At 67.6% G+C, this 23,799-nt stretch carries 23 protein-coding genes, 1 tRNA gene and 1 other RNA gene; 10 read left to right on the forward strand and 15 right to left on the reverse strand.

The genetic code is table 11. From position 1 onward, the window contains the following. Positions 1 to 3: 3 nt before the first annotated feature. From BLW41_RS01965 to BLW41_RS10670, 6 genes are all read right to left on the reverse strand, one after another. Positions 4 to 630, reverse strand: coding sequence for a TetR/AcrR family transcriptional regulator (locus BLW41_RS01965; RefSeq protein ID WP_093115743.1), 627 nt, complete (start codon positions 628 to 630; stop codon positions 4 to 6). 164 nt (positions 631 to 794) lie between these two features. Continuing rightward, positions 795 to 1,295, reverse strand: coding sequence for a hypothetical protein (locus BLW41_RS01970; protein ID WP_093115745.1), 501 nt, complete (start codon positions 1,293 to 1,295; stop codon positions 795 to 797). Between the two features lie 55 nt (positions 1,296 to 1,350). After that, positions 1,351 to 3,834 (reverse strand): endopeptidase La, encoded by a 2,484-nt coding sequence (gene lon / locus BLW41_RS01975; protein WP_093115747.1) that lies wholly within the window; start codon positions 3,832 to 3,834, stop codon positions 1,351 to 1,353. Positions 3,835 to 3,864: 30 nt separating this feature from the next. Next, on the reverse strand, positions 3,865 to 4,320 hold the full coding sequence (locus tag BLW41_RS01980) for an Hsp20/alpha crystallin family protein (RefSeq protein WP_093115750.1): 456 nt from the start codon (positions 4,318 to 4,320) through the stop codon (positions 3,865 to 3,867). 63 nt (positions 4,321 to 4,383) lie between these two features. Then, complete coding sequence (locus BLW41_RS01985; RefSeq protein ID WP_177169255.1) at positions 4,384 to 5,175, reverse strand: MBL fold metallo-hydrolase; 792 nt, start codon at positions 5,173 to 5,175, stop codon at positions 4,384 to 4,386. A gap of 48 nt (positions 5,176 to 5,223) precedes the next feature. After that, complete coding sequence (locus BLW41_RS10670) at positions 5,224 to 5,601, reverse strand: hypothetical protein (protein ID WP_143038537.1); 378 nt, start codon at positions 5,599 to 5,601, stop codon at positions 5,224 to 5,226. A gap of 51 nt (positions 5,602 to 5,652) precedes the next feature. On the opposite strand from BLW41_RS10670, the gene BLW41_RS01995 reads away from it, so the two are divergent. The 3 genes from BLW41_RS01995 to BLW41_RS02005 all read left to right on the forward strand — a co-directional run bounded on the left by BLW41_RS01995 (position 5,653) and on the right by BLW41_RS02005 (position 7,706). Continuing rightward, a complete protein-coding gene (locus tag BLW41_RS01995; protein WP_093115756.1) occupies positions 5,653 to 6,567 on the forward strand; it encodes an NAD(P)H-binding protein in 915 nt (304 codons plus the stop codon). Positions 6,568 to 6,611: 44 nt separating this feature from the next. Next, on the forward strand, positions 6,612 to 7,058 hold the full coding sequence (locus BLW41_RS02000; RefSeq protein WP_093115758.1) for an SRPBCC family protein: 447 nt from the start codon (positions 6,612 to 6,614) through the stop codon (positions 7,056 to 7,058). A 216-nt stretch (positions 7,059 to 7,274) separates the two neighbouring features. After that, positions 7,275 to 7,706, forward strand: coding sequence for a winged helix-turn-helix domain-containing protein (locus tag BLW41_RS02005; RefSeq protein ID WP_093115760.1), 432 nt, complete (start codon positions 7,275 to 7,277; stop codon positions 7,704 to 7,706). Between the two features lie 90 nt (positions 7,707 to 7,796). Here BLW41_RS02005 and BLW41_RS02010 read toward each other — a convergent pair whose 3' ends face one another. Beyond that, the gene (locus tag BLW41_RS02010) at positions 7,797 to 8,798 is read right to left on the reverse strand and encodes a malate dehydrogenase (protein ID WP_093115762.1); all 1,002 of its coding nucleotides are present in this window, start codon (positions 8,796 to 8,798) and stop codon (positions 7,797 to 7,799) included. A gap of 94 nt (positions 8,799 to 8,892) precedes the next feature. Then, positions 8,893 to 9,990 carry an isocitrate/isopropylmalate dehydrogenase family protein gene (locus tag BLW41_RS02015; RefSeq protein WP_093115764.1) on the reverse strand — a complete coding sequence of 366 codons (1,098 nt, stop codon included), beginning with the start codon at positions 9,988 to 9,990 and terminating at the stop codon, positions 8,893 to 8,895. A gap of 102 nt (positions 9,991 to 10,092) precedes the next feature. Here BLW41_RS02015 and BLW41_RS02020 point away from each other — a divergent pair, with 102 nt between their 5' ends. The 4 genes from BLW41_RS02020 (at position 10,093) to BLW41_RS02035 (ending at position 15,070) form a co-directional block, all read left to right on the forward strand. Then, the gene (locus BLW41_RS02020) at positions 10,093 to 11,271 is read left to right on the forward strand and encodes a site-2 protease family protein (RefSeq protein ID WP_093115766.1); all 1,179 of its coding nucleotides are present in this window, start codon (positions 10,093 to 10,095) and stop codon (positions 11,269 to 11,271) included. Between the two features lie 93 nt (positions 11,272 to 11,364). Beyond that, the gene (locus BLW41_RS02025) at positions 11,365 to 13,047 is read left to right on the forward strand and encodes an FAD-dependent oxidoreductase (RefSeq protein WP_093115768.1); all 1,683 of its coding nucleotides are present in this window, start codon (positions 11,365 to 11,367) and stop codon (positions 13,045 to 13,047) included. Further along, on the forward strand, positions 13,047 to 14,159 hold the full coding sequence (locus BLW41_RS02030) for a succinate dehydrogenase/fumarate reductase iron-sulfur subunit (RefSeq protein WP_093115770.1): 1,113 nt from the start codon (positions 13,047 to 13,049) through the stop codon (positions 14,157 to 14,159). The genes BLW41_RS02025 and BLW41_RS02030 overlap by 1 nt, the downstream gene beginning before the upstream one ends. Next, complete coding sequence (locus tag BLW41_RS02035) at positions 14,156 to 15,070, forward strand: CoB--CoM heterodisulfide reductase iron-sulfur subunit B family protein (RefSeq protein WP_218138193.1); 915 nt, start codon at positions 14,156 to 14,158, stop codon at positions 15,068 to 15,070. The genes BLW41_RS02030 and BLW41_RS02035 overlap by 4 nt, the downstream gene beginning before the upstream one ends. A 30-nt stretch (positions 15,071 to 15,100) precedes the next feature. On the opposite strand, the gene BLW41_RS02040 is transcribed toward BLW41_RS02035, so the two are convergent. Together BLW41_RS02040 and BLW41_RS02045 are read right to left on the reverse strand one after the other, a co-directional pair. Beyond that, the gene (locus BLW41_RS02040; RefSeq protein WP_093115772.1) at positions 15,101 to 16,132 is read right to left on the reverse strand and encodes an aspartate-semialdehyde dehydrogenase; all 1,032 of its coding nucleotides are present in this window, start codon (positions 16,130 to 16,132) and stop codon (positions 15,101 to 15,103) included. A 2-nt stretch (positions 16,133 to 16,134) separates the two neighbouring features. Continuing rightward, positions 16,135 to 17,424: an aspartate kinase gene (locus BLW41_RS02045; protein WP_093115774.1), complete on the reverse strand. Its 1,290-nt coding sequence runs from the start codon at positions 17,422 to 17,424 to the stop codon at positions 16,135 to 16,137. Positions 17,425 to 17,518: 94 nt separating this feature from the next. On the opposite strand from BLW41_RS02045, the gene BLW41_RS02050 reads away from it, so the two are divergent. Further along, a complete protein-coding gene (locus tag BLW41_RS02050; protein ID WP_177169256.1) occupies positions 17,519 to 18,817 on the forward strand; it encodes a glycoside hydrolase family 3 N-terminal domain-containing protein in 1,299 nt (432 codons plus the stop codon). On the opposite strand, the gene BLW41_RS02055 is transcribed toward BLW41_RS02050, so the two are convergent. From BLW41_RS02055 to dnaX, 4 genes are all read right to left on the reverse strand, one after another. Beyond that, the gene (locus tag BLW41_RS02055; RefSeq protein WP_093115778.1) at positions 18,781 to 19,977 is read right to left on the reverse strand and encodes a GNAT family N-acetyltransferase; all 1,197 of its coding nucleotides are present in this window, start codon (positions 19,975 to 19,977) and stop codon (positions 18,781 to 18,783) included. The genes BLW41_RS02050 and BLW41_RS02055 overlap by 37 nt on opposite strands. Positions 19,978 to 20,158: 181 nt before the next feature. Continuing rightward, the gene (gene recR, locus BLW41_RS02060; RefSeq protein ID WP_093117250.1) at positions 20,159 to 20,758 is read right to left on the reverse strand and encodes a recombination mediator RecR; all 600 of its coding nucleotides are present in this window, start codon (positions 20,756 to 20,758) and stop codon (positions 20,159 to 20,161) included. A gap of 54 nt (positions 20,759 to 20,812) precedes the next feature. Next, entirely contained in the window at positions 20,813 to 21,163 is a 351-nt protein-coding gene (locus BLW41_RS02065) for a YbaB/EbfC family nucleoid-associated protein (protein ID WP_245689017.1), read from the reverse strand. Then, entirely contained in the window at positions 21,160 to 22,896 is a 1,737-nt protein-coding gene (gene dnaX, locus BLW41_RS02070; RefSeq protein ID WP_177169257.1) for a DNA polymerase III subunit gamma/tau, read from the reverse strand. The genes BLW41_RS02065 and dnaX overlap by 4 nt, the downstream gene beginning before the upstream one ends. A gap of 47 nt (positions 22,897 to 22,943) precedes the next feature. Here dnaX and BLW41_RS02075 point away from each other — a divergent pair, with 47 nt between their 5' ends. Beyond that, positions 22,944 to 23,339: a Rid family detoxifying hydrolase gene (locus tag BLW41_RS02075; RefSeq protein ID WP_093115782.1), complete on the forward strand. Its 396-nt coding sequence runs from the start codon at positions 22,944 to 22,946 to the stop codon at positions 23,337 to 23,339. Positions 23,340 to 23,376: 37 nt separating this feature from the next. On the opposite strand, the gene ffs is transcribed toward BLW41_RS02075, so the two are convergent. Continuing rightward, positions 23,377 to 23,641: signal recognition particle sRNA large type (ffs, locus tag BLW41_RS02080), an RNA gene on the reverse strand. A 69-nt stretch (positions 23,642 to 23,710) separates the two neighbouring features. Between ffs and BLW41_RS02085 the strand changes: the two genes are divergently transcribed. Then, a tRNA-Val gene (locus BLW41_RS02085) sits at positions 23,711 to 23,782 on the forward strand. Positions 23,783 to 23,799: the final 17 nt, after the last annotated feature.

Consider the following 23,799-nt stretch of genomic DNA (forward strand, 5'->3'; position numbering starts at 1 on the left):
AAGTCACGCCGATGAGGGTGCTGCTAGCAGCTCGCGCAGAAGCTCCATCCCGAACTCGAAGACGGGCCGCGAGTCCCAGTCCGGGTCGGCGAGTAGCTGAATGCCCATGCCGTCCGCAAGCGCGTAGAGCACCGAGGCCACCGCCTCGGGCTCGCCAGCGAGCTGCAGCACACCCTCTTCCTGCTTCTCACGCAGCGCGTTCGCCAGGTGCTCGCGCCAGCGCCGGTAGAGCTCCGCGAGCTCGGCCCGTATTTCTGGGCTGCGCCGCGACGCGCTGAGCATCTCGTAGATGACGGCCTGATTCTCGGGGTCCTCCCCGAGGAAAACCTCAAGCTGCGCGACCAGCGCCGCCACCACGTCATCCACTGTGCGCGCCTCGGCCAGCCGGCGGTCGAGCTGTTCAAGCCGGAGCTCGCAGTCGTGGCGCACGACCCCCGCCAGCAGCCGTTCCTTCGATCCGAAGTAGTAATGCAGGAGTCCCCGTGAGACACCGGCCTCACGGGCAACGCGGTCGAAAGTGGAAGCGGCGGCACCCCGCCGCCCAACGCTGCGCCGCATCGCTTCGATGATGCGGCGCGCCTTGTCGCCATCTAGGCGTCGATCGCCAGTTTGGATCGGAGAAGCTTCCACGCGGTCAATTTAGCTGGCCGGCCAGCCAGATCGCAACTCGGGGGCGAAAAGTCCGTGCGAGGAAGATACCGCCGGAGACGACGAGGGGGCGCGTCGCGCCCCCTCGTACACATCGGAGATAACCGCAGCCCTTGCGGGCCGCGGCGATGCGCAGCCGCTGGCTGCTACTCGCCGCCGGAAACCGTCGACTGCGCGCTGGTCCCAGCTTCCGTCGACGAAGCCGCGCCAGCGCCGTTGGTCGACGCGCCGGGCGTCGTCGTGCCCTTGTACTCGAACTCCTCCTCCGCCCCGAAAACCAGGTCGAGAACCTTCTTGCGGGCGCCTTCGCTCAGTGCCAGCGCAAGTCCGGCACCGACCACCAGAAGCCCCAGCGTGCGCACGCCACGGCGCCGCCGACGCTTCCCGCGCAAGCCCTCGCCAGCCTGCTGAAGCGCGTTAGCCGCTTCCCGAAGCTGGCGCTGCAGCTTGCGATCCTCGAGCAGCGCTCTTGCTGGAGCGCGCCCGTTCTGGAGGCGTTTGTACGCCTTGCGGGCCGCCGCCAGGGCGGCCGCCAGGTTGTTGCGGAGCTCGGGGTCCTCGACCAGGCGTTGGACGTACTGATTCGAGCGGGCCGCCTTGCCTGCGGCGACCAGCCCCCCGAGCCGACCGGCGCTTCTTCGTGCCATTGGCTCTCCCCTCGTCAGTCCGGATTGACCAGCTTCGCGAACCTTAGCCGCGCGTTCAAGCTCCGCCCGAACGGGCAGCCACCGATTCCGGCCGCGCGCTCCGCGGCCGCCTCGCCCGCCGCGCCCGACCGGGGGACGTGCGCACGCGACGACTGCCCTCGAGCGCCTCGGCGAGGACTTCCTCGACCGATTCGACCAACACGAACTCCAGCTCTTTGCGCAGGTGCTCGGGTACATCGGCGAGATCCTGCTCGTTGCGCGCCGGCAGGATCACGCGCTTGATGCCCGCCCGCTGCGCTGCCAGCACCTTTTCCTTGATCCCGCCGACCGGCAGCACCTGCCCGGTCAAGGTCAACTCGCCGGTCATTGCCGTATCGCCGCGCACCGGGCGTCCCGAGATCAAGGAAGCGAGCGCTGCCGCCATCGTGACGCCAGCACTGGGCCCGTCCTTCGGGATCGCTCCCGCCGGTACGTGCAGATGGATGTCGTGGCGGCGAAACCAGTCTTCCGGCAGGTCTGGGGCGATCTCTTGTGCCCGCCGCCGGACATAGGAGAGCGCTGCCTGGGCCGACTCGCGCATCACATCGCCAAGCTGGCCGGTGAGGTGCAGGCGGCCTTCGCCCGGGAAAGCGGTGGCCTCCACGAACAGCACGTCGCCGCCGGTCGGCGTCCAGGCGAGCCCAGTCGCGACCCCTGGTTCGCTGGTCCTGCGCGCCGTCTCCGGTCGGTAGCGGCGCGGACCGAGCAGCTGCTCGACCTGGCGAGCCCTAATCACCCGCTTGGACTTGCGCCGGCCCTCGGCGAACTCGCGCGCCACCTTGCGACAGATGGCACCGATCTGGCGCTCTAGCTCGCGTACACCGGCCTCTCTGGTGTAGCCGTCGATGATCGCGTCGATCGCGTCGTCGGTGAACTCGATCTGCGAAGGGCGCAACCCGTTGCGCTCGATCTGTCGTGGCACGAGGTAGCGGCGGGCGATCTCTCGCTTCTCCTCGTGCGTGTAGCCGGCAAGCTCGATCACCTCCATCCGGTCGCGCAGCGGCGCAGGGATCGTTTCGAGCGTGTTCGCCGTGCAGATGAAGAGGACGTTGGAGAGGTCGAAGGGCAGATCGAGATAGTGATCTCGAAACGTCGTGTTCTGCTCGGGGTCGAGAACTTCGAGCATCGCGCTCGCCGGGTCGCCGCGAAAGTCTGCGCCCATCTTGTCGATCTCGTCGATCATCAAAACCGGGTTGTTGGCACCAGCGTCGCGCAAGGCCCGGATGATCACCCCTGGCATCGCACCGATGTAGGTGCGGCGGTGACCCCGGATCTCCGCCTCGTCGCGCACCCCGCCAACGGAGATGCGCTCGAACTTCCGCCCCATCGCCCGAGCAATCGAGCGACCGAGTGAGGTCTTACCGACACCAGGGGGTCCGACGAAGCAGAGAATCGCCGACCGCGCATCCGGCTTGAGCTTGCGAACGGCGAGGAACTCGAGGATCCGCTCCTTGATCTTCTCGATGTCGTAGTGATCCTCGTCGAGCACCCGTCGTGCGTGTTCAAGGTCGATGCGGTCCTCGGTCGACTTCGACCACGGCAACGAAGCCAGCCACTCCAGGTAGCTACGAATCACGCCGTGCTCGGCGGACTGCGGGGGTAAGCGCTCGAACCGTCTGAGCTCCCGCTCGGCCTGCTTGCGAGCGTGCTCGGGCAGACCGGCTTCGTCGAGCATCCGGCGTAGCTCTTCGACCTCGGCTTGTTCGTCCTCACCCTCGCCGAGCTCTTCGCGAATCGCTTTCAGTTGCTGGCGCAGGAAGTACTCGCGCTGGCCCCGTTCGAGCTCGGACTGCACTTGCGACTGGATGCGCGTGCCGATCGAGATCAGCTCGAGCTCGCGCGCCAAGATCTCGGCCAGGCGCCGGAGCCGAGCGCGCACATCGCGCAGTTCCAGGAGTTCCTGCTTCTCCTCGGTCTTGATGCGCAGGGCACCGGCGATCAGGTAGGAGAGCTCGGACGGGTCGTCGATGTTGTGCACGGCCACCTGCAGTTCTTGGGGCAGGTAAGGCGACTGCTCGACGATGCGCGCGAAGTTGTCGCGCACGGCGCGCTCCAGCGCCTCCAGCTCCGGCGAGGCCTCGACGATGTCTGGGAGCTCCTCGACGGTCGCGACCAGGTACGGCTCGGTGGCCACGAAACGTCCGAAGCGCACACGCTCGCCGCACTGCACCAGCACACGCAAAGTGCCGTCCGGCACGCGCAGCATGCGGGCGATCGTCGCGGCGACCCCGACCCGATAGATGTCGTCGGGCCCCGGACGCTCGTTAGCCGGATCTCGGGAGGCAACCAGCGCGAGCATCCGGGTCCCGCCAAGGACATCGTTGACGAGCTTGACCGAGCGCTCTTGCCCGACCACCAAGGGCATCACGGTGTGCGGGAACGCGACGGTGTCGCGCAGTGGCAACACCGGCAGCGCGTCCGGCAGCTTTGTGCGCAGGATCAGCGCTTGTTCACCCATCGGTCCTGGAATCTCGACCTGCGTTGGTTCGCGTTCGCTCATTGCCCGCTTTGCGCCGCGCGGCCGGCGCTGTCAGCGCCCGCGCGCACCGGTCACCTTCACCTTCGTGCGTCCCTCTCGCGCCCGCTCGCGGGCGAGCGGCAGCTCAATCCGCAGGATGCCGTCAACATAGGTGGCACGCGCGCCTCGCGCTTCCACATCGGCACCGAGATGGATCAGCCGACGGAAGCGTCCGCGTTCGATCTCGACCTGCTGGTAGGAGCAGGAGGACGAGGACTCGCCGAGCGGCCGCTCGCCACTGATCACCAGCGCCCGCCCGTGCAGCTCGACGACCACGCCGCGTAGGTCGACACCGGCCAGCTCGACCAGCACGACCACGCGACCCTGCGCCTCGTCGTGAAGGACGTCGACCGCTGGCAGAAAACCGAGCGATCCGCTTCGCTCGCGCTCGCTGAGGCTTCCGAAGAGCTCCTCGATCTCTCGCTGCAAGCGTTCGAACTCGCGGAACACGCCGCCTGACCCGGGCACACCGCGAGCATAGCCGCGGCCGCCCGGCGGCAACGATCGCCGGCACCCGACCGCTGCGACGGCTCAGTCGAGTTCGAGCACGAGACCTTCGTGAGCCACTACGACTTCGCCGTCGAAGGCGGCTTGCGCCTCGCGCTGCGCCCACGCTGGGTCAACTTCGTCGCTGACGTGCGTGAGCACCAGCTTGCGCGCGCCCGCGCGCGCCGCATGTTCGCCTGCTTCGCGCGGCGTGAGGTGTCCCCGCCGACGCCCCGCAAGCGGTGGTTCGGGCGTGACGAGCGTCGCCTCGAGCATCAGTAGATCGGCTCCCTGGGCGAACTTCACGAGCTCTTCGGAGGGGCCACAGTCGGCCCCGAAGACCAGTCGGGACGGGCGCTCATCAGCCCTCCCGCCAGGTGGTTCGACGGCGATCGCGAAGGTCTCGGTGAAGTGCGGAACGGGTGCTGTGCGGAAGGCGATGCCACCGACGGTGAAAGCGTCGCCGCCGCGGTACTCGACGACCTCAAAAGCCCGGTCGACGAGCTCCCGATCCTCGAAGACCGCTGCGATCGTTCGCAAACGCTCGCCGAACCGCGGCGGTCCGATCAACCGCGGCCGCGCCCCAACCGCTCGCGGTCGTGGGCTGTAGGTGAGGGCGTAGGAGAAAGGGATCAGATCGAGCACGTGGTCGCCGTGGAAGTGCGACACGACGACCGCATCGATCTCCGCGTAGTCGCGGTACAGCCGCAGCTTCCCGAACACCCCGTTGCCGCACTCGAGCAGCACCGCGGTGGAACCTTCCTCGAGCAGGTATCCCGAGCAGGCACCGCCGGCGTCCTCCCAGGAGGGTGACTTGCCGAGCACCGTAAGCCGCACAGCGGCGCGACGATAGCGACGCCACACAGCTGTCGGCGCTGAGCGTGCTCAGGACGCCCTGCACGGCGAGAGCGCTACTTGTTGCTCGCCGGCGTTGCCCTCCGCGTCGAGGTCCTCCCAGCCGAACCGGAAGGCGAAGGTCAGCTGTGGGTCTGGGACCAACCCGCGCTCGGCCGGTCGGAAGGTTGGGCAAGGGCGTTTCTCGCGCAGCGCACACAGTCCCTTGCGTTCGAAGAAGCAGTCTTCACAGCTTGGAGCCTTCCGACGGTGGCGGGACATCTCGTTCCCTTCGACCTCCTGATCGCACTTTCGTGATCGCCTTCTCGGCGCACCGATGTTGGCGCGGCTCGCCGTACGAGGTCGCAGCAATCCCCGCTCGTTACGGAAAATCGGGAAACGACGAATTTGCAGGAACGTTGCGTTCATCCCTGCAATTTGCGCATTGGTCGCGCTCGCACCTCGCCAGGATGCCGAGGCGTGGAGCTAGTGATCGGGGCAACCGGCTACGTCGGCGGCCGCCTGCTCGAGCGGCTGATCGCGGAGGGGCGAGAGGTCCGAGCGCTGGTGCGCGACCCCGCCGCCCTCGAGACGCAAGCGGCGGTCGAGGTGGTGCGCGGCGATCTCGCCAGCGGCGAGGGCCTGGAAGAGGCCGTGCGCGGGGTCAGCTTCGCCTACTACCTCGCGCACTCCATGGAACCCGGACGCGAGCGCGACTTCGAGCGCGTGGAACGCGACTGCGCTCGTCGCTTCGTCGCGGTCGCGCGCGCCGCCGGCCTGGAACGCTGCGTCTACCTCGGGGGGATCGCCCCCCGCGGCCGCCGCTCCCGGCACCTGGCGTCGCGCCTCGCCGTCGAGCGGATACTGCTGCGAGGCCTGCCGCGTTCGACGGCGCTGCGCGCCTCGATCATCGTGGGTGCCCGGAGTCCGTCATTCCGTGTGATCGTGCGCCTAGTCGAGCGCTTACCGGTCCTACCGCTTCCTGCCTGGCGCGACCGGCGCACGGCACCAGTCGACGAGCGAGACATCATTGAGTGCTTAGCGCGCACACCCGCGACTCGCTGCGCGGAAGGCCGCTCGATCGATGTGGCAAGCCCAGACGAAGTGACCTTCGGCGAGCTCGTCCTGCGCGTCGCCGAGCACCTCGGCGTCCCACGCCTCCCGCTACCGCTCCCCGGTCACCACACGCCCATCAGCGCCCCGATCGTGAGCCGTCTAACTGGTCTGCCGGTGGCACTCGTCCGCCCCCTGATGGAGAGCCTGGAATCGGACATCGTGCCCCGCGATCGCCGCGCCGTCACGGAGATCTACGGAATCCGCACGCGACCCCTCGACCGCGCGATCGAGCATGCGCTCGCCTGCTGGGAAGCCGAGGAACCGCTGGCTGCCCGCTGACACAGCGGCCGCAGCTGCAAACTGCGACGATCCTGACTAAGCAGATGCGGGTAGCGGTCACCACCGATTTGCCGGCTCCGATCGAACGCTGTTACGAGTTCGTCACCGACCCTTCCCGTTTGCAGGAATGGGTGACGGTCCACGAGCGGGTACTCGAGGCGCCCCCGCGACCGCTGCGCGCAGGCGCAGAAATGGTGCAGCAGTTGCGCGTGGCTGGGCGACCGGTAGTGGTGCGCTGGCGAGCGACCAAAGTCGAGCCACCGACGCTCGTGGAATGGGAGGGCACGGGACCCCTCCACGCCCGCGCACGCGTCATTTATCGGTTTTCGCCGAACGCAAGCGGGGGCACGCACTTCGACTACGTCAACGAGTACGAGCTTCCGGGGGGGCCGCTCGGACGCCTCGCCGGCAAAACCGTAGCGATGCTCGCCCGACGCGAAGCCGAGACTTCACTGGAGCGCTTGCGTCGTCTTTTGAAGACAGCTACCTAACCGTTACGTGCGTAGGCGGTCGCCGTAGTAGCGACATCACTCGCTAGGCGTACACGCGGATCAGCGCCTGATTGACTGACAGCCAAATGCCGTCTCTTGCGCCGACCGTCAAGCATTCTCAAGCCTTCATTCAGAGTTTGTTACTCGGTTTCGTTAAAGTTTGAACCTGCGGCGTCGTAGTACTAACAGTCACTCGACCCATCGGGAGGTCAACGCATGACTGATTTTTTGGATCAGAAGGTGAAAGAGATGGAGGCACGGCTTCGCGAGCTACGCCCCCTGGTCGACGAGTACGAACGGCTGCAGAAGGCGCTTAGCGCGTTGCGGGGTGCTGTCACACAAGCGACGCGCAGCGAAGGTGGGCGGCGAGCGCGGAGGCGGGGCGGCGGTCGTCGTGGCCCTCGGCGCCCGAGGGGCACGCGCGCTGCTGAGGCGCTCGAGTTGATCACCCAAAACCCGGGGATCAAGGTTCGGGAGCTAGCCGAGCGGATGGGCATCACGCCGAACTACGTCTACCAACTGGTGCCCAAACTGGAGAGCGAGGGCAAGGTCGAGCGCCGCGACGGCGGTCTCTACGCCAAGCAGGACACCGCTGCACCGGCGTTCGGAGGGTTCGCGGCAAGCAGCGAGCAGGCGGGCACGGTTTAAGCGCCCAAACAGGTAAGCAGGACTTTGCGGGCCGCGTCCGCTGCGCGCTAGCGGCGTCTGCAGCGGGCGCGGCCCGATGCTTGCTGGGCGCTAGGCGGGGACGAGGCCCAGCGAACGGACGGCGTCGCGCTCTTCACGTAGCTCTGCGACGCTCGCTTCGATACGGGACCGCGAGAACTCGTCAATCTCGAGCCCTTGCACGATCTCCCAGTTGCCACCCGCGCAACGGCACGGGAAGGAAGAAACCAAGCCTTCATCGACGCCGTAGGACCCGTCTGACGGGACCGCCATCGAGACCCAATCGCCGTTCGCGGTGCCGAGCGCCCAGTCGCGCACGTGGTCGATCGCCGCGTTCGCGGCCGACGCCGCCGACGACGCGCCGCGGGCCTCGATCACCGCAGCACCGCGTTTTTGAACCGTCGGGATGAATTCGTTTTCAAGCCAGTTTCGATCGCGGCCAATCGCATCGAACGCCGGCCGGCCATCGACTAGCGCATGGAAGACGTCGGGGTACTGGGTGGTCGAGTGGTTACCCCAGATCGTCATCCGCGTGATCCGCGAGACCGGCACCCCAGTTTTGCGAGCCAGCTGCGCGAGCGCGCGGTTGTGGTCGAGACGCGTCATCGCGGTGAAGCGTTCGCGCGGAATGTCGGGCGCGTTCTCCATCGCAACGAGACAGTTGGTGTTCGCCGGGTTACCAACGACGAGCACACGGACGTCGTCGGGGGCGTTGTCGTTGAGGGCACGGCCCTGCTCGGTGAAGATCCGACCGTTCGCTTCGAGCAAGTCTTTACGCTCCATCCCCTTGGTGCGGGGACGAGCGCCGACCAGCAGCACGTAGCTTGCGCCCTCGAAGGCGCGCGCGGGATCATCGAACGTGTCCATTCCCGCAAGCAGCGGGAAAGCGCAGTCCTCGAGCTCCATGCAAACTCCCTCGAGCGCACCCAGCGCTTGCGGGATCTCCAACATGTTGAGATGCACCGGCTGCTCGTTGCCGAGCATGTCACCGTTGGCGATGCGAAACAGCAGGCTGTAGGCGATCTGACCGGCCGCTCCGGTTACTGCGACCTTGACTGGCTGCTTCTCGCTCATCTGCTAACCCCCGATGGTTTCTATCTTGCGCGTGGCCGTACCCGTTGCGGCACTTGCCGAGCGGGTGTAACGGTCGCCCCGGACCTCCGAACCGTCACCCCGAAGGGGCGATCGCAGCGAGTTCTTCGATTACCGCGTCCGCGAACTCGCTGGTACCGACGGCCGTCGGATCATCGCGCGTCGGCTTCAGGTCGTAGGTCACCTTCTCGCCCTTGCGAATCACTTCGGCGATGGCCCGCTCTAAACGATCCGCGGCCTCCATCTCACCTAGGTAGCGAAGCATCAGCACACCCGACAGCATCAGAGCTGTCGGGTTGACCTTGTTCAAGCCTTTGTACTTGGGAGCCGAACCATGCGTCGCCTCGAAGATCGCGTAGCCATCACCGATGTTCGCACCCGGAGCGAGCCCGAGGCCACCGATCATTCCGGCACCGAGGTCGGAAACGATGTCGCCGTAGAGGTTGGGGAGCACGATCACGTCGTACTCCTCCGGTCTCGTCACCAACTGATTGCAGAGGTTGTCGATGATGCGGTCCTCAAACTCGATCGACGGATGGCGCTCGGCAACTTGCCTCGCCACTTCTAGAAAGAGCCCGTCGGTGAACTTCATGATGTTGGCCTTGTGCGCGGCGGTCACCTTGCGTCGACCGTTCTCCTCGGCGTAACGGAAGGCCGCTTCGACGATTCGCTGCGAACCAAAAACCGAGATCGGCTTGATCGAAATGCCCGCGTCTTCCCGTACCCGGGCGCCGAGCTCGTCAGCGAGGAAACGGCGTAGCCGTGCGCACTCGTCGCTCGTGCGCTCGAACTCGATACCGGCGTACAGGTCCTCGGTGTTCTCGCGCACAATCACGATGTCGGTCTCCGGGAAGCGCGTGCGCACACCCTCGTAGGCCTTGCACGGCCGGATACAGGCGTAGAGGTCGAAGGCCTGTCGCAGAGCGACGTTGATGGAGCGGTGGCCACTGCCCACAGGCGTGGTCGTGGGGCCTTTGATCGCGACCTTGTTGCGACGGATCGACTCCAGCGTGCGTTCGGGCAGCGGCGTGCCCTCCCGCTCGAAGACGTCGATACCCGCCTCCTGGAAGTCCCATTCGAACTCGACGCCGGTGGCCTCGAGGACGCGGCGAGTGGCCTCTGCGATCTCCGGCCCCGTGCCGTCCCCGGGAATGAACGTGACCCTGTGTGGCAAAGCTCTCTTCCCTTCTCACGCCGGTTCCTTTGCGCGCGGATTATCGCGCGCCGTCCAACGATCCGTAGCGAGAGCCGAGCGCGTGTGTCACCATCGCGGCCGATGCCGGGCGGCGGATCGATCGAGCTGGGGCGGATCGCCGGGATCCGTGTCGGCGTCGATGCGAGCTGGTTCCTCGTTCTGTTCCTGATCACCTGGTCGCTCACCAGCTACTACGGGCAGCTCTTCCCCGGCCGTGACACGATCGCGTTCCTGCTGGCCTGCATTAGCGCTCTGCTGTTCTTCACCTCGGTGCTTTTGCACGAGCTCGGCCATGCGCTGCTCGCGCGCCGCAACGGCATCGGCATCCTCGGCGTCGACCTCTGGCTGTTCGGGGGCATCGCGCGCTTCGATCGCGAGGCACCGTCAGCCGGGGTCGAGTTCCGCGTTTCGGCCGCCGGGCCGCTCGTCACGGCGTTGATCGCCGCCGCCTGTTTCGGCGCTGGCGCGCTGCTCACGACACCGGAGGAGATGCTCCACGCGACGTTTCTGGAGCGCGTCGACGTCTCCGAGCTGACGGCGGTGCTTGCATACCTCGCGTTCGTAAACGCGCTGCTCCTCGCCTTCAACCTGTTGCCGGCTTTCCCGCTCGACGGCGGTCGGATACTGCGCGCCGCCGTGTGGCGACTAACGGGAGATCGCGACCGCGCGACCCGCTTCGCCGCTGGACTCGGCCGCCTGGTCGGATTGGCCCTGGTGGCCTTCGGCATCGCGCGGCTCGTTGCCGGCTCGTTGATCGGCGGTGCCTGGCTGCTCTTTATTGGCTACTTCCTGTACCGCGCCGCACGCGATGAGGCACTGCGAGCGCGCTTCGGTGAACCCTTCGCGGGGCTGACGGTGCGTGACGTGATGGACCACGAGCCGGTCGCGATTCCCGAGCCGACGCCGCTCGATCGAGCGTTCGAAGACTTCTTCTTGCGCTACGGATGGCCCTGGTTTCCGGTAATCGACGCCGAGGGCCGCTTGACCGGACTGGTGCCCCGCAAAGCGATCGACGACGTCGCGCACGAGCGCCGTCACGAGCTGCGCGTCGCCGAGGTCATGGCCAAGGGCGGGCGTGAAGCGATCGAAGCGATCAGCGTCCCCACGGATGCCCCGCTCGAGCGGCTGCTCGCGAGCTCCGCGCTAGTGCGCTTGGGCGCGGTGATGGCGGTCGACGAGGAGGGGCACTTGCGCGGCGTGGTAACGACTACTGCCTTGCGCAGGCTCCTGCGCCGCGACGGTGCGGCGCTAGCGACCTGAGCGTCGCGGCCGGCAGTCGCGTACTCAGGGTGAGCGGACCCGCCAAGGGCTCGCCAAAGAAGACGTCTGGTAAGAATCCGACCTGTTTCGCAGATGCCTGAGCACGACGTTCTCGTAATCGGAGCCGGCCTGGCCGGCCAGAGTGCGGCCCTCGCTGCCGCCGAGCAAGGCGCATCGGTGGGGATCATCTCGAAGGTCCACCCGGTGCGCTCGCACTCGAACGCGGCGCAGGGCGGAATCAACGCGGCGCTCGATCCGGAGGACTCCTGGGAGTCGCACGCCTTCGACACCGTCAAGGGCTCTGACTACCTCGGCGATCAGGACGCGATCGAGATCATGTGCCAGGAAGCGCCGCGCGAGATCGTCCGTCTCGAGCATCTCGGCGTGACCTTCCACCGCCGCCCCGACGGACGGCTCGGCAAGCGTGCGTTCGGTGGCGCCTCGGCCGCCCGCACCTACTACGTCGCCGACATCACCGGGCAAGCGATCCTGCACGTCCTCTACGAGCAGCTGATGAAGCACGACGAGGTCGTGCGCTACGAGGAGTGGTTCTGCACGCGCCTCGTACAGGACGACGACGGCCGCATCGCCGGGGTCGTGACCCGCAACATCGTCGACGGCTCGATGGAGCTGTTCCGCGCGAAGTGCGTGATCCTCGCCACTGGTGGCAACGGCCAGGTCTACAAGCCCACGACCAACGCCCTGATCTGCACCGGCGACGGGATCGCGATGGCGTACCGCATCGGCGCGCCGTTGATGGACATGGAGATGGTCCAGTACCACCCGACGACGCTCGCCGGCACCGGTCTCTTGATCACCGAGGGCGCACGCGGCGAGGGGGCTCGCCTCTACAACGCCAAAGGTGAGCGCTTCATGGAGAAGTACGCCCCCAACAAGCTCGAGCTCGCCTCCCGCGACGTTGTCTCCCGCGCCGAGGCCACAGAGATCCTCGAGGGGCGGGGCTTCCCCGACGGCACCGTCGCCCTCGACATCACCGTCGTCGGTCGCAAGCGGATTCACGAGGCGCTCCGCGAGATCGTCAACGTCGCGCGTGACTTCGCCGGCGTCGACATAACCAAGGAGCCGATCCGCGTAAAGCCGGGCAACCACTACATCATGGGTGGCATCAAGACCGACTCGCTCGGTCGCACCCCGATCCCCGGCCTCTACGCGGCGGGCGAGTGCGCCTGCGTCTCGGTCCACGGCGGCAACCGGTTGGGCGCGAACTCGTTGCTCGACACCCTGGTCTTCGGCCGACGCGCCGGCACGCACGCTGGCGAGATCGCGCGGGAGCTGCCGCTGCCCGTCGCCTCAGAAGCCGCGCTCGCCGACGAGGAGCGGATGATCGAGGAGATCATCCGCCGCGACCGGACCGGCCGCCGGGTCGCCGAGATCAAGGACGAGCTCGGCACCACGATGGACCGCTACGTAGGCGTCTTCCGCGACGAAGAGGGACTGACCAAGGCGCTCGAGACGGTCAAGCGCCTCAAGGAGGAGGCGAAGACAGTGGCGGTCGACGACAAGGGCACCGTGTTCAACCAGGACGTGCTGGGAGTGCTCGAGCTGCAGTTCATGCTCGACAACGCCGAATGCATCGTCACCGCCGCGCTCGAGCGCAAGGAGAGTCGCGGCGCCCACTACCGCACCGACTACCCGCAACGCAACGACGAGGAGTGGCTGCGGCACATCCTGCTTTCACCCAACGGTGACGGCCCGGCGGTCGACTACGCACCCGTCACGATCACCCGTTGGCAGCCCCAGGAGAGGGTCTACTGATGCCCGAATACACGCTCCGCATCCGTCGCTTCGACCCCGAGTCGGGGAACCCGCCCTACTGGGCGGACTACCGCGTCGAGCTGGCGCCCGAGCGCTCCGTGCTCGAGGCGATCCTCACGGCCAAAGGGCAGGAGGACGGGTCGATTGCGATCCGCTGCTCTTGCCGGGCAGCGATCTGTGGCTCCTGCGGCGTGCGTATCAACGGGCGCTCGGCCCTCGCCTGCAACACCAAGCTCAGCGAGGCCCAGGAGACAGCTCGCGACGGCGCGATCGTCGTCGAGCCGATGGCCAACATGCCGGTGGTCAAGGATCTCGTGACCGACATGGAGTCGGTCCACTGGAAGAAGATCCGGCGCGTCACGCCGTGGTTGATTCCTGCCGAGGAGCCGCCGCCGGATCGCGAGTACACAGTGCCGCCTGAGGCGATGCTCGACGTGACGCAGACGATGGCCTGCATTCAGTGTGGTGTCTGCATGTCAGCGTGCCTCTCGCTCGAAGCGGATCCCGAGTTCATTGGGCCGGCACCGCTGGCGAAGGCTTACCGGTTCGTGGGCGATCCGCGTGACGGCATGACCGAGGAACGCCTGCGCGACTTGGCCGAAGATCCACACGGGCTCTACGACTGCACGCACTGCTTCTCGTGCGTCGAAGTGTGCCCCAAGGACGTCGCCCCGATGAACCAGATCATGCGTCTGCGGCGGCGCGCCACCGAGGACTTCGGGATCAAGGACCGCAACAACGGCTACGGCCACGCGGTCGCCTTCACCAAGCTGATCGAAAAGTACGGAACGCTGCACGAAGCACAGCTTTTGCCGCGCACTTTCGGTGACGGGTCGCTGATCAAGGGTCAGCTCGAGCCGGGTGCGGTCAAGCAGCTCATCGAGAACCTGCCCACCGCTTTGCGCGGCCTCGCCTCCGGCAAGGTCACTCCCAAGAAGGCTTTCTTCCACCCGCGGCTGCCCGACCAAAAGCAGGTCCGGCGGATCTTCCATGAGATCGAATCGCACGGTCAGCGCATCGAGCTCAACCTCTACATCGTTGGTGAAGGGGACGAGGAAGACGCGGCCGCTACCGCGGCGATCGCCGCCGCCGAAGGGAGGCAAGGAACGTGATCAAGGTCGCTTACTGGCCAGGTTGCGTCGCCCGGGGGTTTGCCCCCGAGCTGCACGGTGCGGTCGCCAAAGTCGCGCCGCTGCTCGATATCGAGCTAGTCGAGCTCGATCGCGCTAACTGCTGCGGGGCGGGCGTGATTGCCGAACACAATCAGGAACTCGCGGACACCCTCAACGCCCGCACGTTCGCCCTCGCCCAACGCGTCGACGGCGCCGCCGGCATGATGAACATCTGCTCGACCTGCCAAGGGGCGCAGAGCGAGTGCCAAGAGCGACTTGACGCATCGGCGTCCTACCGCGAACACATCAACAAGCACTTGGCGCCCGAGGGCTTGAGCTACCGCAAGGACGACGAGTGGTGGAACAAGAACCTGCTGTGGCTCGTCGTCGAAGAGATCGGGCTCGAAACCCTGCGCTCGAAAGTCGTTCGACCTTTGAGCGGTCTCAAGGTGGCGCCCTTCTACGGCTGCTACATCGTGCGGCCGACGCGTCGCCTTGGCTTTGATCGGTATCCCGATCGCGACAAGTACCTGTCGATGGTGATCGAAGCGCTTGGTGCCGAACCGGTCGAGTACGCCGGCTCACACAAGTGCTGTGGCTTCCCGATCATCACGATGAACCGGCGCACTTCGCTGCGCCAAGCGGGCCGCCACCTGGCCGACGCGATCGAGGCGGGTGCTGACTGTCTCGTCACACCCTGCCCGCTGTGCCACCTCAACCTCGATATGCAACAGCCGGAGGCCGCGAAGTTTGTGGGTCGCGACCTCGGCGTGCCGGTTCTCCACTTCCCGCAGCTACTGGGACTCGCGCTGGGCCTATCTCCCAAGGATCTGGGAATGGGCAAGCACGTGGTCTCGACCCGCGAGATCGCGCGCCGCGTCGAGGCGTTGCCGGTGGCCGCCGCCGCCTGACCGCGGCTACCGCCGTCAAAGCGGGTAACTTCAGCGGCCTGCCGCGGCGGCCCGTAACAGACCGCGCTCGACCAAGAGCTCGGCAAGCTGAACGGCGTTGGTCGCCGCACCCTTGCGCAGGTTGTCGGCGACGATCCACATGTTGAGACACCGCTCGTGCGAGGGGTCACGCCGAATGCGCCCAACAAACACCTCGTCGCGCCCCGCTGCTTCGATCGGTAGCGGGTAGCGCGCGGCGTGGGGTTCATCGACGACCACCACACCGGGCGCTTGCGCGAGCAGTCGTCGGCACTCCTCCGGCGACAGCGGCTCGACGGTCTGCACGTTCACTGACTCCGAATGACCGCTGAACACCGGCACCCGCGCACATGTAGCGGACACCCCGATGTCGTCGCGACCGAGGATCTTGCGTGTCTCGAACATCATCTTGCGCTCCTCGGTCGTGTAGTCATCACCGTCCTTGAAGGTCTCCACCTGAGGCAAGACGTTGAAGGCGATGCGGTGCGGATAAACGCGCGGCGGCGGTAGTTCCTCGGCTTCGATCAAGGCCTCGCTCTGGCGGTGCAGCTCCTCAATCGCGCGCTGCCCGGTTCCCGAAACGGCCTGGTAGGTCGAAACAACCACGCGCTCGATCCCCACTGCGTCGAGGATCGGCTTCAGCACTACGACCATCTGCATCGTCGAGCAGTTCGGGTTGGCAACGATGCCCCGATGTGCGTCGAGTGCCTCTGGATTGACCTCGGCGACGACCAGTGGCACGTCGGGCTCCATGCGCCACTGCGAAGAGTTGTCGACGACCACGGCACCGGCCTCCACGAACCTCGGTGCCCACTCGCGCGAAACCTTCGAACCGGCGGAGAACAGCGCGAGGTCGAAGCCTCTCTCCGCACCTTCCACGAGCGGCTCCACCCGCACGCTGCTTCCGCGCCACTCGATCTCCCTACCTGCTGAGCGTTGCGACGCGAAGGGCACGAGCTCCTCGAGCTCAAACCCGCGCTCCTCCATCACGCGCAGGATCGTCTGGCCGACAGCGCCGGTAGCGCCGACTACCGCAACCCTCATCGCTAGCCGCTCTCCTCGCGCGCCTGGGCGGCCCGACCGGAAGCGATCAGTGTCTCCTCGTCGGGTGGCCCCTCGCCCAAACCAAAAGCATCGTGCAGCGCCCTCACTGCGCGCGGAACATCCTCTTCCCGAATCACGCAGGAGATCTTGATCGGTGAGGTCGAGATCATCTCGATGTTGATGCCTGCGTCACCGAGCACGCTGAAGGCCTTGGCGGCTACACCGGGATGGCTCTTCATTCCCGCGCCGATCAGCGAAACCGTGCCCATCCGCTCGTCGGTCGCGATCTCGCCGAAACCGAGCTCCTCCCGAAGTGGCTCCAACGTCGCCCGCGCCAACTCGAGATCGGAACGGGGAACGGTGAACGACATGTCGGCCCGATGCCCCTCCGAGGCCGGCTCGTTCTGAATGATCATGTCGACGTTGATCGCCCGTTCGGCCAGAGCGGTCATCACGCGACCAGCGATGCCCGGCCGATCGGGGAGACCGGTGAGCGTGATCCGTGCCTCATCGGTGGAGTGCGTAACTGCGGTTACAAGCGGTCGTTCCATCGTCGTCGCCTCGTCGACAACGAAGGTACCGGGTCCGTCCTCGAAGCTTGACCGACAGTGAATCGTCACGCCGTGGTTGCGCGCGTACTCGACCGAACGCAGCTGCAGTACGCGCGCCCCAGAAGCGGCCATCTCGAGCATCTCTTCGAACGTCAATAGAGGCAGTTTGCGAGCGTCCGGCACGATCCGTGGATCGGCGCTGAAGACTCCGGGCACGTCGGTGAAGATCTCGCAGACCTCCGCACCGAGCGCTGCAGCCAGCGCCACCGCCGTCGTGTCGGAGCCGCCGCGCCCGAGCGTGGTGACATCGAGGGAATCCTGCGACACCCCCTGGAAACCGGCCACCAGCACGATCTTGCCCTCGTCGAGGGCGCGACGAATGCGGTCCGCGCGAACGTCGATGATGCGGGCCTTCGTGTGCGTGCTGTCGGTGACGATCCCCGCCTGCGAGCCAGACAACGAGATCGCTTCGTAGCCGAGGTCGTTAATCGCCATCGCAGCCAGCGCGCACGAGATGCGCTCACCGGTGGAGAGCAGCATGTCCATCTCGCGCGGGTGCGGGCGCGACGAGACCTCGTGAGCGAGCGCGATCAGCTCGTCCGTGTGCTTGCCGCGCGCCGAGAGCACCGCGACGACCCGATTACCCTGCGCCCGCCGCTCGGCGATGCGACGCGCGGCACGCTTGATGCGCTCAGCGTCGGCCACCGAAGTGCCGCCGAACTTCATGACGACGATCGGCACGTCGTCACTCCGCCGCGGCGGACGGTGGTCGCTTAGGTGCGAGCGCTCCTCGGGTCCGCCGGTCGACACGCGGCCGAAAGATACCCTGCCGACGGTGCCCACAGACGGTGTTGGACGTGCGCGGCGGCGACTCGTAACCAGGCGCGGACGTCTCGCGCTTGCCGCTACCGGCATCCTTGCCACGGCGGCGCTCGCGGCAGGGCTGTTCGTCGGCTCGCGCCACCAGGAGCGCCCCCCATCGCCGCGCCCGCTCTCACAGGAGCGCCCGCTGGTGTCGTTCCTGGCGCGCATCATCCCGCCGCTGCCGTCGCCCGCCGAGGAACGCGTCGCGGCCCTGCCACGAACGCTCGCCGAGCTGGTACGCGGACTGCCCCCGGAGGCGGCAGCAGCGCAGGTGCTCGCGGTCTCCCCGCGCGCCACCGCTGACCCCTCGGAGGTCGAGCGGCTGGCCCGCGGCGGCTTCGGCGCAGTGATCCTCCGCAGGGACGACTGGCGGGGAGCGCGTGCGGTTCGTGACTTCGTCGTACGGCTGCGCGCGGCGGTCGCCCGCGCCCGCACGATCCAGCCGCTGGTGCTCGTGGTCCAACCCGGGGGATCGGCCAACTCCTTCCCCGGCCTACCGCCAGAGCGACCGCCCGCCGAGTTCGACACCGCCCGCACCGCAGCAGCGGCTTACGGTCGCGCAGCCCTCACCCTGCGACGGTTGGGAGTCGAGGGTTTGATCGGCTTGCCTGCCGACGTCGCGGCGGGCGAGGAATCGGTGCTTGGCACGCGCGTCTTCTCCTCCGACCCAGCCGAGGTCGCGACGTTTGTGGATCTCGCCTTGCGCGCTTGCCAGGCCGCGCGCTTCTTGTGCGTTCCCGGCAGCTTCCCGGGAATCGGCGCCGCCGACCGACCACCCGAGGCTGGTCCGGTCAGCGTCGGCCTGGGACTGGGGGACCTCCGCAAACGGGACTTGCTGGCCTTCCGCGCCGCGGTCGATACCGGCGCCGCGGCGCTCTTGGTCGGGCACGCCCTGTACCCGTTCGAGAACTTCGCCGTGCCAGCGTCGATGTCGCGGCGTGTGCTCGTCGACTTGCTGCGCGGCGAGATGCGCTACCCCGGGATCGCGATCACCGACGACTTCGCTTCGCCCGCCGTGCGCGACTTTGTTCGCCCTGACGATGCGGCGGTCGCCGCGCTGCGCGCCGGCGCCGACCTGGTTTGGATCTCCGAGCCCGCGGGCTCCCAGCAAGCCGCCTTCGCAGCGGTTTTGCGTGCCCTGCGCGACGGTCGCCTGCAGCGGGCGCGGATCGACCAGGCCGTGCAGCGCATCCTCGCCCTCAAGCGAACCCTCGGCTTGGTGGCGCTACCCGCTCAGCGCGGGCGCGGGCAGGGGCGCGCGCGTCGCTGACCGCGAACGTCCGCCGCCCTCCGCGCGCAGCGCACAGCGGAGAAAGCGAGTTGGGCGGCGCTGCCAGCGAGTCCTCGTCGTGCGAGCAGGAGCGAGCGCATTGCGCGGCGATCTGGCCAGAGCGGAGCCATCGCATCGTTGTCGACGCTGCAGCACGAGTCGACTAGCTGCTCCCGGCGAGTTTCCAGGAACAGCCGCTCGAACTCGAGGTCGAGGAGGCGCCCCGGCGCGAAGCGCGCCAGCTCGGCGTCGTAGCCACGCTTGAAGCCGAAAAGCTGACCGCCGGCGGCAAGCGCCGAGGCGAAGGCGACGGGACGCCCCGCTGCCTCCAGGGTCACCAAAAATAGGGCGTCGCGAGCGGCAAAACGGCGCAGCACCGTCGTGAAGAAGGTGACGTGGCGTTGGTCGCAGGCGATCGCGCTGCCCGCAGAGCCTTTCCAGCCGCTGGCCTCGAGCGTGAGGATCGTTTGCAAGGTCGCGCGATCCGGGCTGCGCAGGACCGCCGCAACGGTTCCCTGCGAGTACTCCTCCAAGCGGCGCAGGCGACGCCGCAGTTCCGCTCGCAACTTCCGCGCCAACCGGTCCGCGGGCCGCGATGAAGCGACTGCGCGACTCAACAGCGAACGCTCCCAGCGGCGTTCAAACACGACCTGGTAGTCGCCTTGAGCTAATAGCCCCGACAGGAGGGCGCGGCTCGCCCGGCAGTCGACGAGATCGGGCAACCAGACGGCCGCCGGGCGCAATTCGACAAGCGCACTCGCTAACGCCCTCGCGACGGCTGCGGGCCGGGCGCCGGCGACCAGCGGCGTCGCGTTAAAGCAGTAAGGGTGGACCAGCGCGCGGACCACGCACCGTGGCCTCCGCAGAACTAGCTCGATCGGCAAACAACCGACCCACTCGCGACCCTGTACCGCGACTAACAAAGCGGCGCGCTCGCGGTCGAAGAGCAGACCGGCGGCCGCCTCCACGAGGTCCGGATGCCAGAAGGGGTTGGGCGGTGCGCTGCGCTCGCAGAGGCGCGCCCAAGCCGCTCGCTCGGCTGGGGAGAGCTCGGCGAGCGGTCGCAGTAGCGCGGTCGGTTCGCGGGACGAGACGTGCGGTGCACCGCGCGCAGGCGGCGCCCCAGTGGATACCGGCAGGGTGACGGTGGGGACGGGCATGGGGCTTGGGCCGTCGTCGAGCAAGTCGCGCCCGGGCAGGGGAGGCGCGAGCTCGGCGCCAGCGTAACGCAGCCACGCGTGTTTCGCAGGGACGCTCGACGGATGAGTGATGCGCGAGCTCCGCTTGCGGGTGGCGCGCCGATGCGGGTACAGGGGCCGAACGCCGGGCTCCTAGAACCCTTCAGAGCGCGTGACGACCGCGCAGTGCTCGGCTCACGGTGATCTCGTCGGCGTACTCGAGGTCGGATCCCGCCGGCAGACCGGTGGCCAGGCGGGTCACGCGCAAGGCGGGGAAGCGGCGGTGTAGCTCCTCGGCGAGGAACAGGGCGGTCGCCTCGCCGGCTGTGGTGGCGTTGGTAGCCACCACCACCTCGTCGATTCCCTCGCGCTCGATCCTCGCCAAGAGCTCCTCGACGTGGAGGTCGTCGGGTTCGACGCCGTCGATCGGCGACAACGCCCCCCCAAGCACGTGGTAACGGCCCCGGAACTCACCGGTGCGCTCGATCGTCACGATGTCGCTCGGCTGCTCGACGACGCAGACCACCGAGCTGTCGCGGCGCTCGTCGGAGCAGATCTCGCAGCGTTCGCCCTCGGCGAAGTTGAAACAAACCGCGCACTCCCGCACCTTGTGCTTGAGGTCGAGGAGGGCAGAAGCCAGCGCCGCGACTTCCTCCTCGCGTCGCGACATCAGGAAGAACACGAGCCGCTGCGCGGTCCTGCGGCCGATTCCGGGCAGCCGCGACAGTTCCGTGATCGCTCGCTCGATCGGCTCCGCCGTCATCACCGCCTACCGTTTCAAACTCTCCAGGCCAACTGGCGAGCGACTCGTCGAACGCTAGAGGCCCGGGGGCCGCAGGTCGCCCGGGAGCAGGTCGGCGAATCCGCCGGTCGCCGCCCCGAGCTTGCGGTTTGCGAGCTCTTGCGCGCCCCGCAGCGCCTCGTTCACGGCCGCCATCACCATCTCTGCGAGCAGTTCGGCATCCTCGGGGTCGATGGCGCGCGGATCGATCTTGAGCTCGCGTAGCTCGAGGTCGCCGCTAACCACCGCCTTGACCATCCCGCCCCCGGCGCTGGCCTCCACGGTCGCCACGCGCAGTTCCTCCTGCGCCTTGGCGACGTCCGCCTGCAGGCGCTGCGCTTGCTTCATCAAATCGCCGAGGTTGGTTTGTCTTGCGCCCTTTTTCACGTTGCCTCCTGCTCGCCGCTCGGTTCCTCGATTTCCTGGGCTCCGAGCTCTCGCTTGAGCCGCTCGATCAGTTGCTCCTTGGTGAGCGCACTCGGGCCAGTTGTCGCCGGTTCGCCCTCGTCGAGCTCGAAGATCGGCACGAGCCGCGCACCGAAGACCCGCTTGAGCAACTCGGCGACGCGTTCGCGTTGAGCCGACACCTTGCGGTAACCGACCGCCCAGCCAGGCGGGAAGGTGATCGTCAGCTGGCCTTCCTGAAGACGCGTCGGACGCGCCTCGGCGAGCCAATGCGAAAGCGCGTGATTGAGCTCACGCGCGGCCTCGCAGACCGCCGGCCAAAGCGCGGCGATGCGCTCGAGATCGGGTTCGTTAGCCGGATCGGCTGGGCGCGCGGCGGTGGACGCCGCGTCCTGCTCGTGCTCGCCCGTCTCTTCCGTCGCTGCGACGCCCGCTGGGCCGGCGCCTCCCGGTGGCCGTGCAGGTGGTTGCGCTGAGGTCACTCGCGCAGTCGGCTTTGCGGCGTCTCGCGCAGTCGGCGTCGCGGCCGCATCGCCCGTGTCGCCGTTCGCACTCTCGACGCTTCCGCCCGCTGCCGCCAGACGCCGTTCCAGGTCTTCGATGCGTAGAAGCAAAGCGCGCAACGAGGGCTCGACCGTCCGATCGCACGCCTTCACCAGCGCAAGCTCGAGCTGCAGCCGCGGCTCGGCACCCTCACGGATGCGGGCAAGCGCCTCACCGAGGTGGTCAAGAACACGGATCGCGATCGCGACCGGGCAGTGCGAGGCTTGCCTTGCGACCGCTTCTCGCTCCTCGGGGGTGATCGCCAACTCCTCCGGCAACGTTCCGACCGTCCCGGCCAGGAGTAGAAGCCGGAAGTGGTGGCCGAGATCGCGAGCCAACCGTTCCGGATCGCCGCCTTCGTCGCAGGCGCGTGCCAGTGCGCGCAGGGCGCGGGCGGCGTCGCCAGCAATCGCAGCAGCGGCGATCTCCTCCAGGTGCTCCTCGTCGGTGAAGCCGAGCACCTCGCGCACCTGTTGGAGCTCGATGCGCGTACCGCCGTAGGTCACCAGCTGCTCGAGCGTGCCGAGCGCGTCTCGGAAACTTCCCGACGCCGCGCGCGCGATCAAGGCGAGTGCCGCATCCGGCACCTCGATCCCCTCCTGCTCGGCCACCCGGCGCAACACTTTGCGTAGTTGCTCGCTGCCCGGACGCCTGAAATCGAAGCGGTGACAGCGATCGACGATCGTCGCCGGAACCTTGTGCGCCTCGGTCGTGCAAAGCACGAACACGACGTGCGGCGGGGGTTCCTCGAGCGTTTTCAAGAAGGCATTCCAAGCCGCGCTCGAGAGCATGTGCGCCTCGTCAAGGATGTAGACCCGGCGGCCACCCTCGAGGGGGGCCAGGTGAACGCTGTCACGAAGCTCGCGGATGTCGTCGACTGAGTTGTGCGAGGCGGCGTCCATTTCGACGACGTCCATCGAGCCCCCCGCCATGATCTCGCGGCAGCGGGGATCGTCGGGGTCGAAATCGGTGCGCGGCGCGCCGCTGCAGTTCAGCGCGCAGGCGAGCAGCTTCGCCATGCTGGTCTTGCCGGTTCCGCGCGACCCAACGAAGAGGTAGGCGTGGTGGACCCGATCTCGCTCGATCGCGTTCTTGAGGGTCCGCACGACGTGCTCCTGACCAACCACCTCATCGAAGGTGCGAGGCCGGTGGCGGCGGTAGAGGGAGCGCATCGGAAAGTGCATGCTAACCCTGCCGCAAGCAAGTAACGGGAGGGTCGATGAGCGAGATCCGCAAAATCGCGACCGACGCGGCACCGGCTGCGATCGGTCCTTACACCCAGGCGATCGTCCACGGCGGTGTTCTCTACTGCTCCGGTCAGATCGCGCTCGATCCGCAAAGCGGGGAGCTGGTCAAGAGCGACGTCGAGGGCCAAACACGCCGTTGCCTCGAGAACCTGGAGGCGGTTTGTCGTGCGGCCGGCACGACGCTGGCGCGCGCCTTGCGGATCACCATTTACGCCACCGACCTCGCGCGCTTTGCGGCGATCAACTCTGCTTACGAGGGCTTCTTCGCCGAGATCGGCGGGCAGCCGCCGGCACGTGTCACGGTCGGGGTGGCGGAGCTCCCGCGCGGCGCCGACGTCGAGATCGACGCGATCGTCGCCCTGCGTTGACGCTCAAAACGGCTCCGCAAGCGGATTGAACAGTGGACCGTGCACCCGCCTCCGAGGCCGCCCCGCGCCTCCCCGCGACCTTCCGGCTCCGGCCAGGCTTGCCCGCGGCGCGAGGACGCTACCGCTTAAGGCTGCTTCCTCCCGGACCTGACCTGGTTCACGGGCGCCCACCGCGCGGGACCCGGCCATCTACGCCTTCCAGCCTCGGGACCGACCCAGGACCGCACCCCTCGGGCGGGAGTTCGGCCCCGCTAGAGCGGATTGCGGGTGACAGGGCACCGCTACCTCCCCGCCTAGCACGGTCCGCCACGAGCTTACCGCGACGCGCCTCGCGCCACCCGCAGCGCGGCTAGACTGCGCTGCGGTCGCGCGGGCGCGTAGCTCAGTGGGAGAGCGCTCCCCTCACACGGGAGAGGTCGCTGGTTCGAGTCCAGCCGCGCCCATCGAAGGGCGTGGGGCG

The sequence above is a fragment of the Thermoleophilum album genome (assembly GCF_900108055.1).
In the GTDB taxonomy this organism is placed as follows: domain Bacteria; phylum Actinomycetota; class Thermoleophilia; order Solirubrobacterales; family Thermoleophilaceae; genus Thermoleophilum; species Thermoleophilum album.

What these genes read in the sequence shown, in the direction of transcription:
- BLW41_RS01970 (WP_093115745.1), bottom strand. Translation starts at nt 1,295, where the DNA reads ATGGCACGAAGAAGCGCCGGTCGGCTCGGGGGGCTGGTCGCCGCAGGC.
- lon (WP_093115747.1), bottom strand. Translation starts at nt 3,834, where the DNA reads ATGAGCGAACGCGAACCAACGCAGGTCGAGATTCCAGGACCGATGGGT.
- BLW41_RS10670 (WP_143038537.1), bottom strand. Translation starts at nt 5,601, where the DNA reads ATGAACGCAACGTTCCTGCAAATTCGTCGTTTCCCGATTTTCCGTAAC.
- BLW41_RS02000 (WP_093115758.1), top strand. Translation starts at nt 6,612, where the DNA reads ATGCGGGTAGCGGTCACCACCGATTTGCCGGCTCCGATCGAACGCTGT.
- BLW41_RS02005 (WP_093115760.1), top strand. Translation starts at nt 7,275, where the DNA reads ATGACTGATTTTTTGGATCAGAAGGTGAAAGAGATGGAGGCACGGCTT.
- BLW41_RS02010 (WP_093115762.1), bottom strand. Translation starts at nt 8,798, where the DNA reads ATGAGCGAGAAGCAGCCAGTCAAGGTCGCAGTAACCGGAGCGGCCGGT.
- BLW41_RS02020 (WP_093115766.1), top strand. Translation starts at nt 10,093, where the DNA reads ATGCCGGGCGGCGGATCGATCGAGCTGGGGCGGATCGCCGGGATCCGT.
- BLW41_RS02025 (WP_093115768.1), top strand. Translation starts at nt 11,365, where the DNA reads ATGCCTGAGCACGACGTTCTCGTAATCGGAGCCGGCCTGGCCGGCCAG.
- BLW41_RS02030 (WP_093115770.1), top strand. Translation starts at nt 13,047, where the DNA reads ATGCCCGAATACACGCTCCGCATCCGTCGCTTCGACCCCGAGTCGGGG.
- BLW41_RS02040 (WP_093115772.1), bottom strand. Translation starts at nt 16,132, where the DNA reads ATGAGGGTTGCGGTAGTCGGCGCTACCGGCGCTGTCGGCCAGACGATC.
- BLW41_RS02055 (WP_093115778.1), bottom strand. Translation starts at nt 19,977, where the DNA reads ATGCCCGTCCCCACCGTCACCCTGCCGGTATCCACTGGGGCGCCGCCT.
- recR (WP_093117250.1), bottom strand. Translation starts at nt 20,758, where the DNA reads ATGACGGCGGAGCCGATCGAGCGAGCGATCACGGAACTGTCGCGGCTG.
- dnaX (WP_177169257.1), bottom strand. Translation starts at nt 22,896, where the DNA reads ATGCGCTCCCTCTACCGCCGCCACCGGCCTCGCACCTTCGATGAGGTG.
- BLW41_RS02075 (WP_093115782.1), top strand. Translation starts at nt 22,944, where the DNA reads ATGAGCGAGATCCGCAAAATCGCGACCGACGCGGCACCGGCTGCGATC.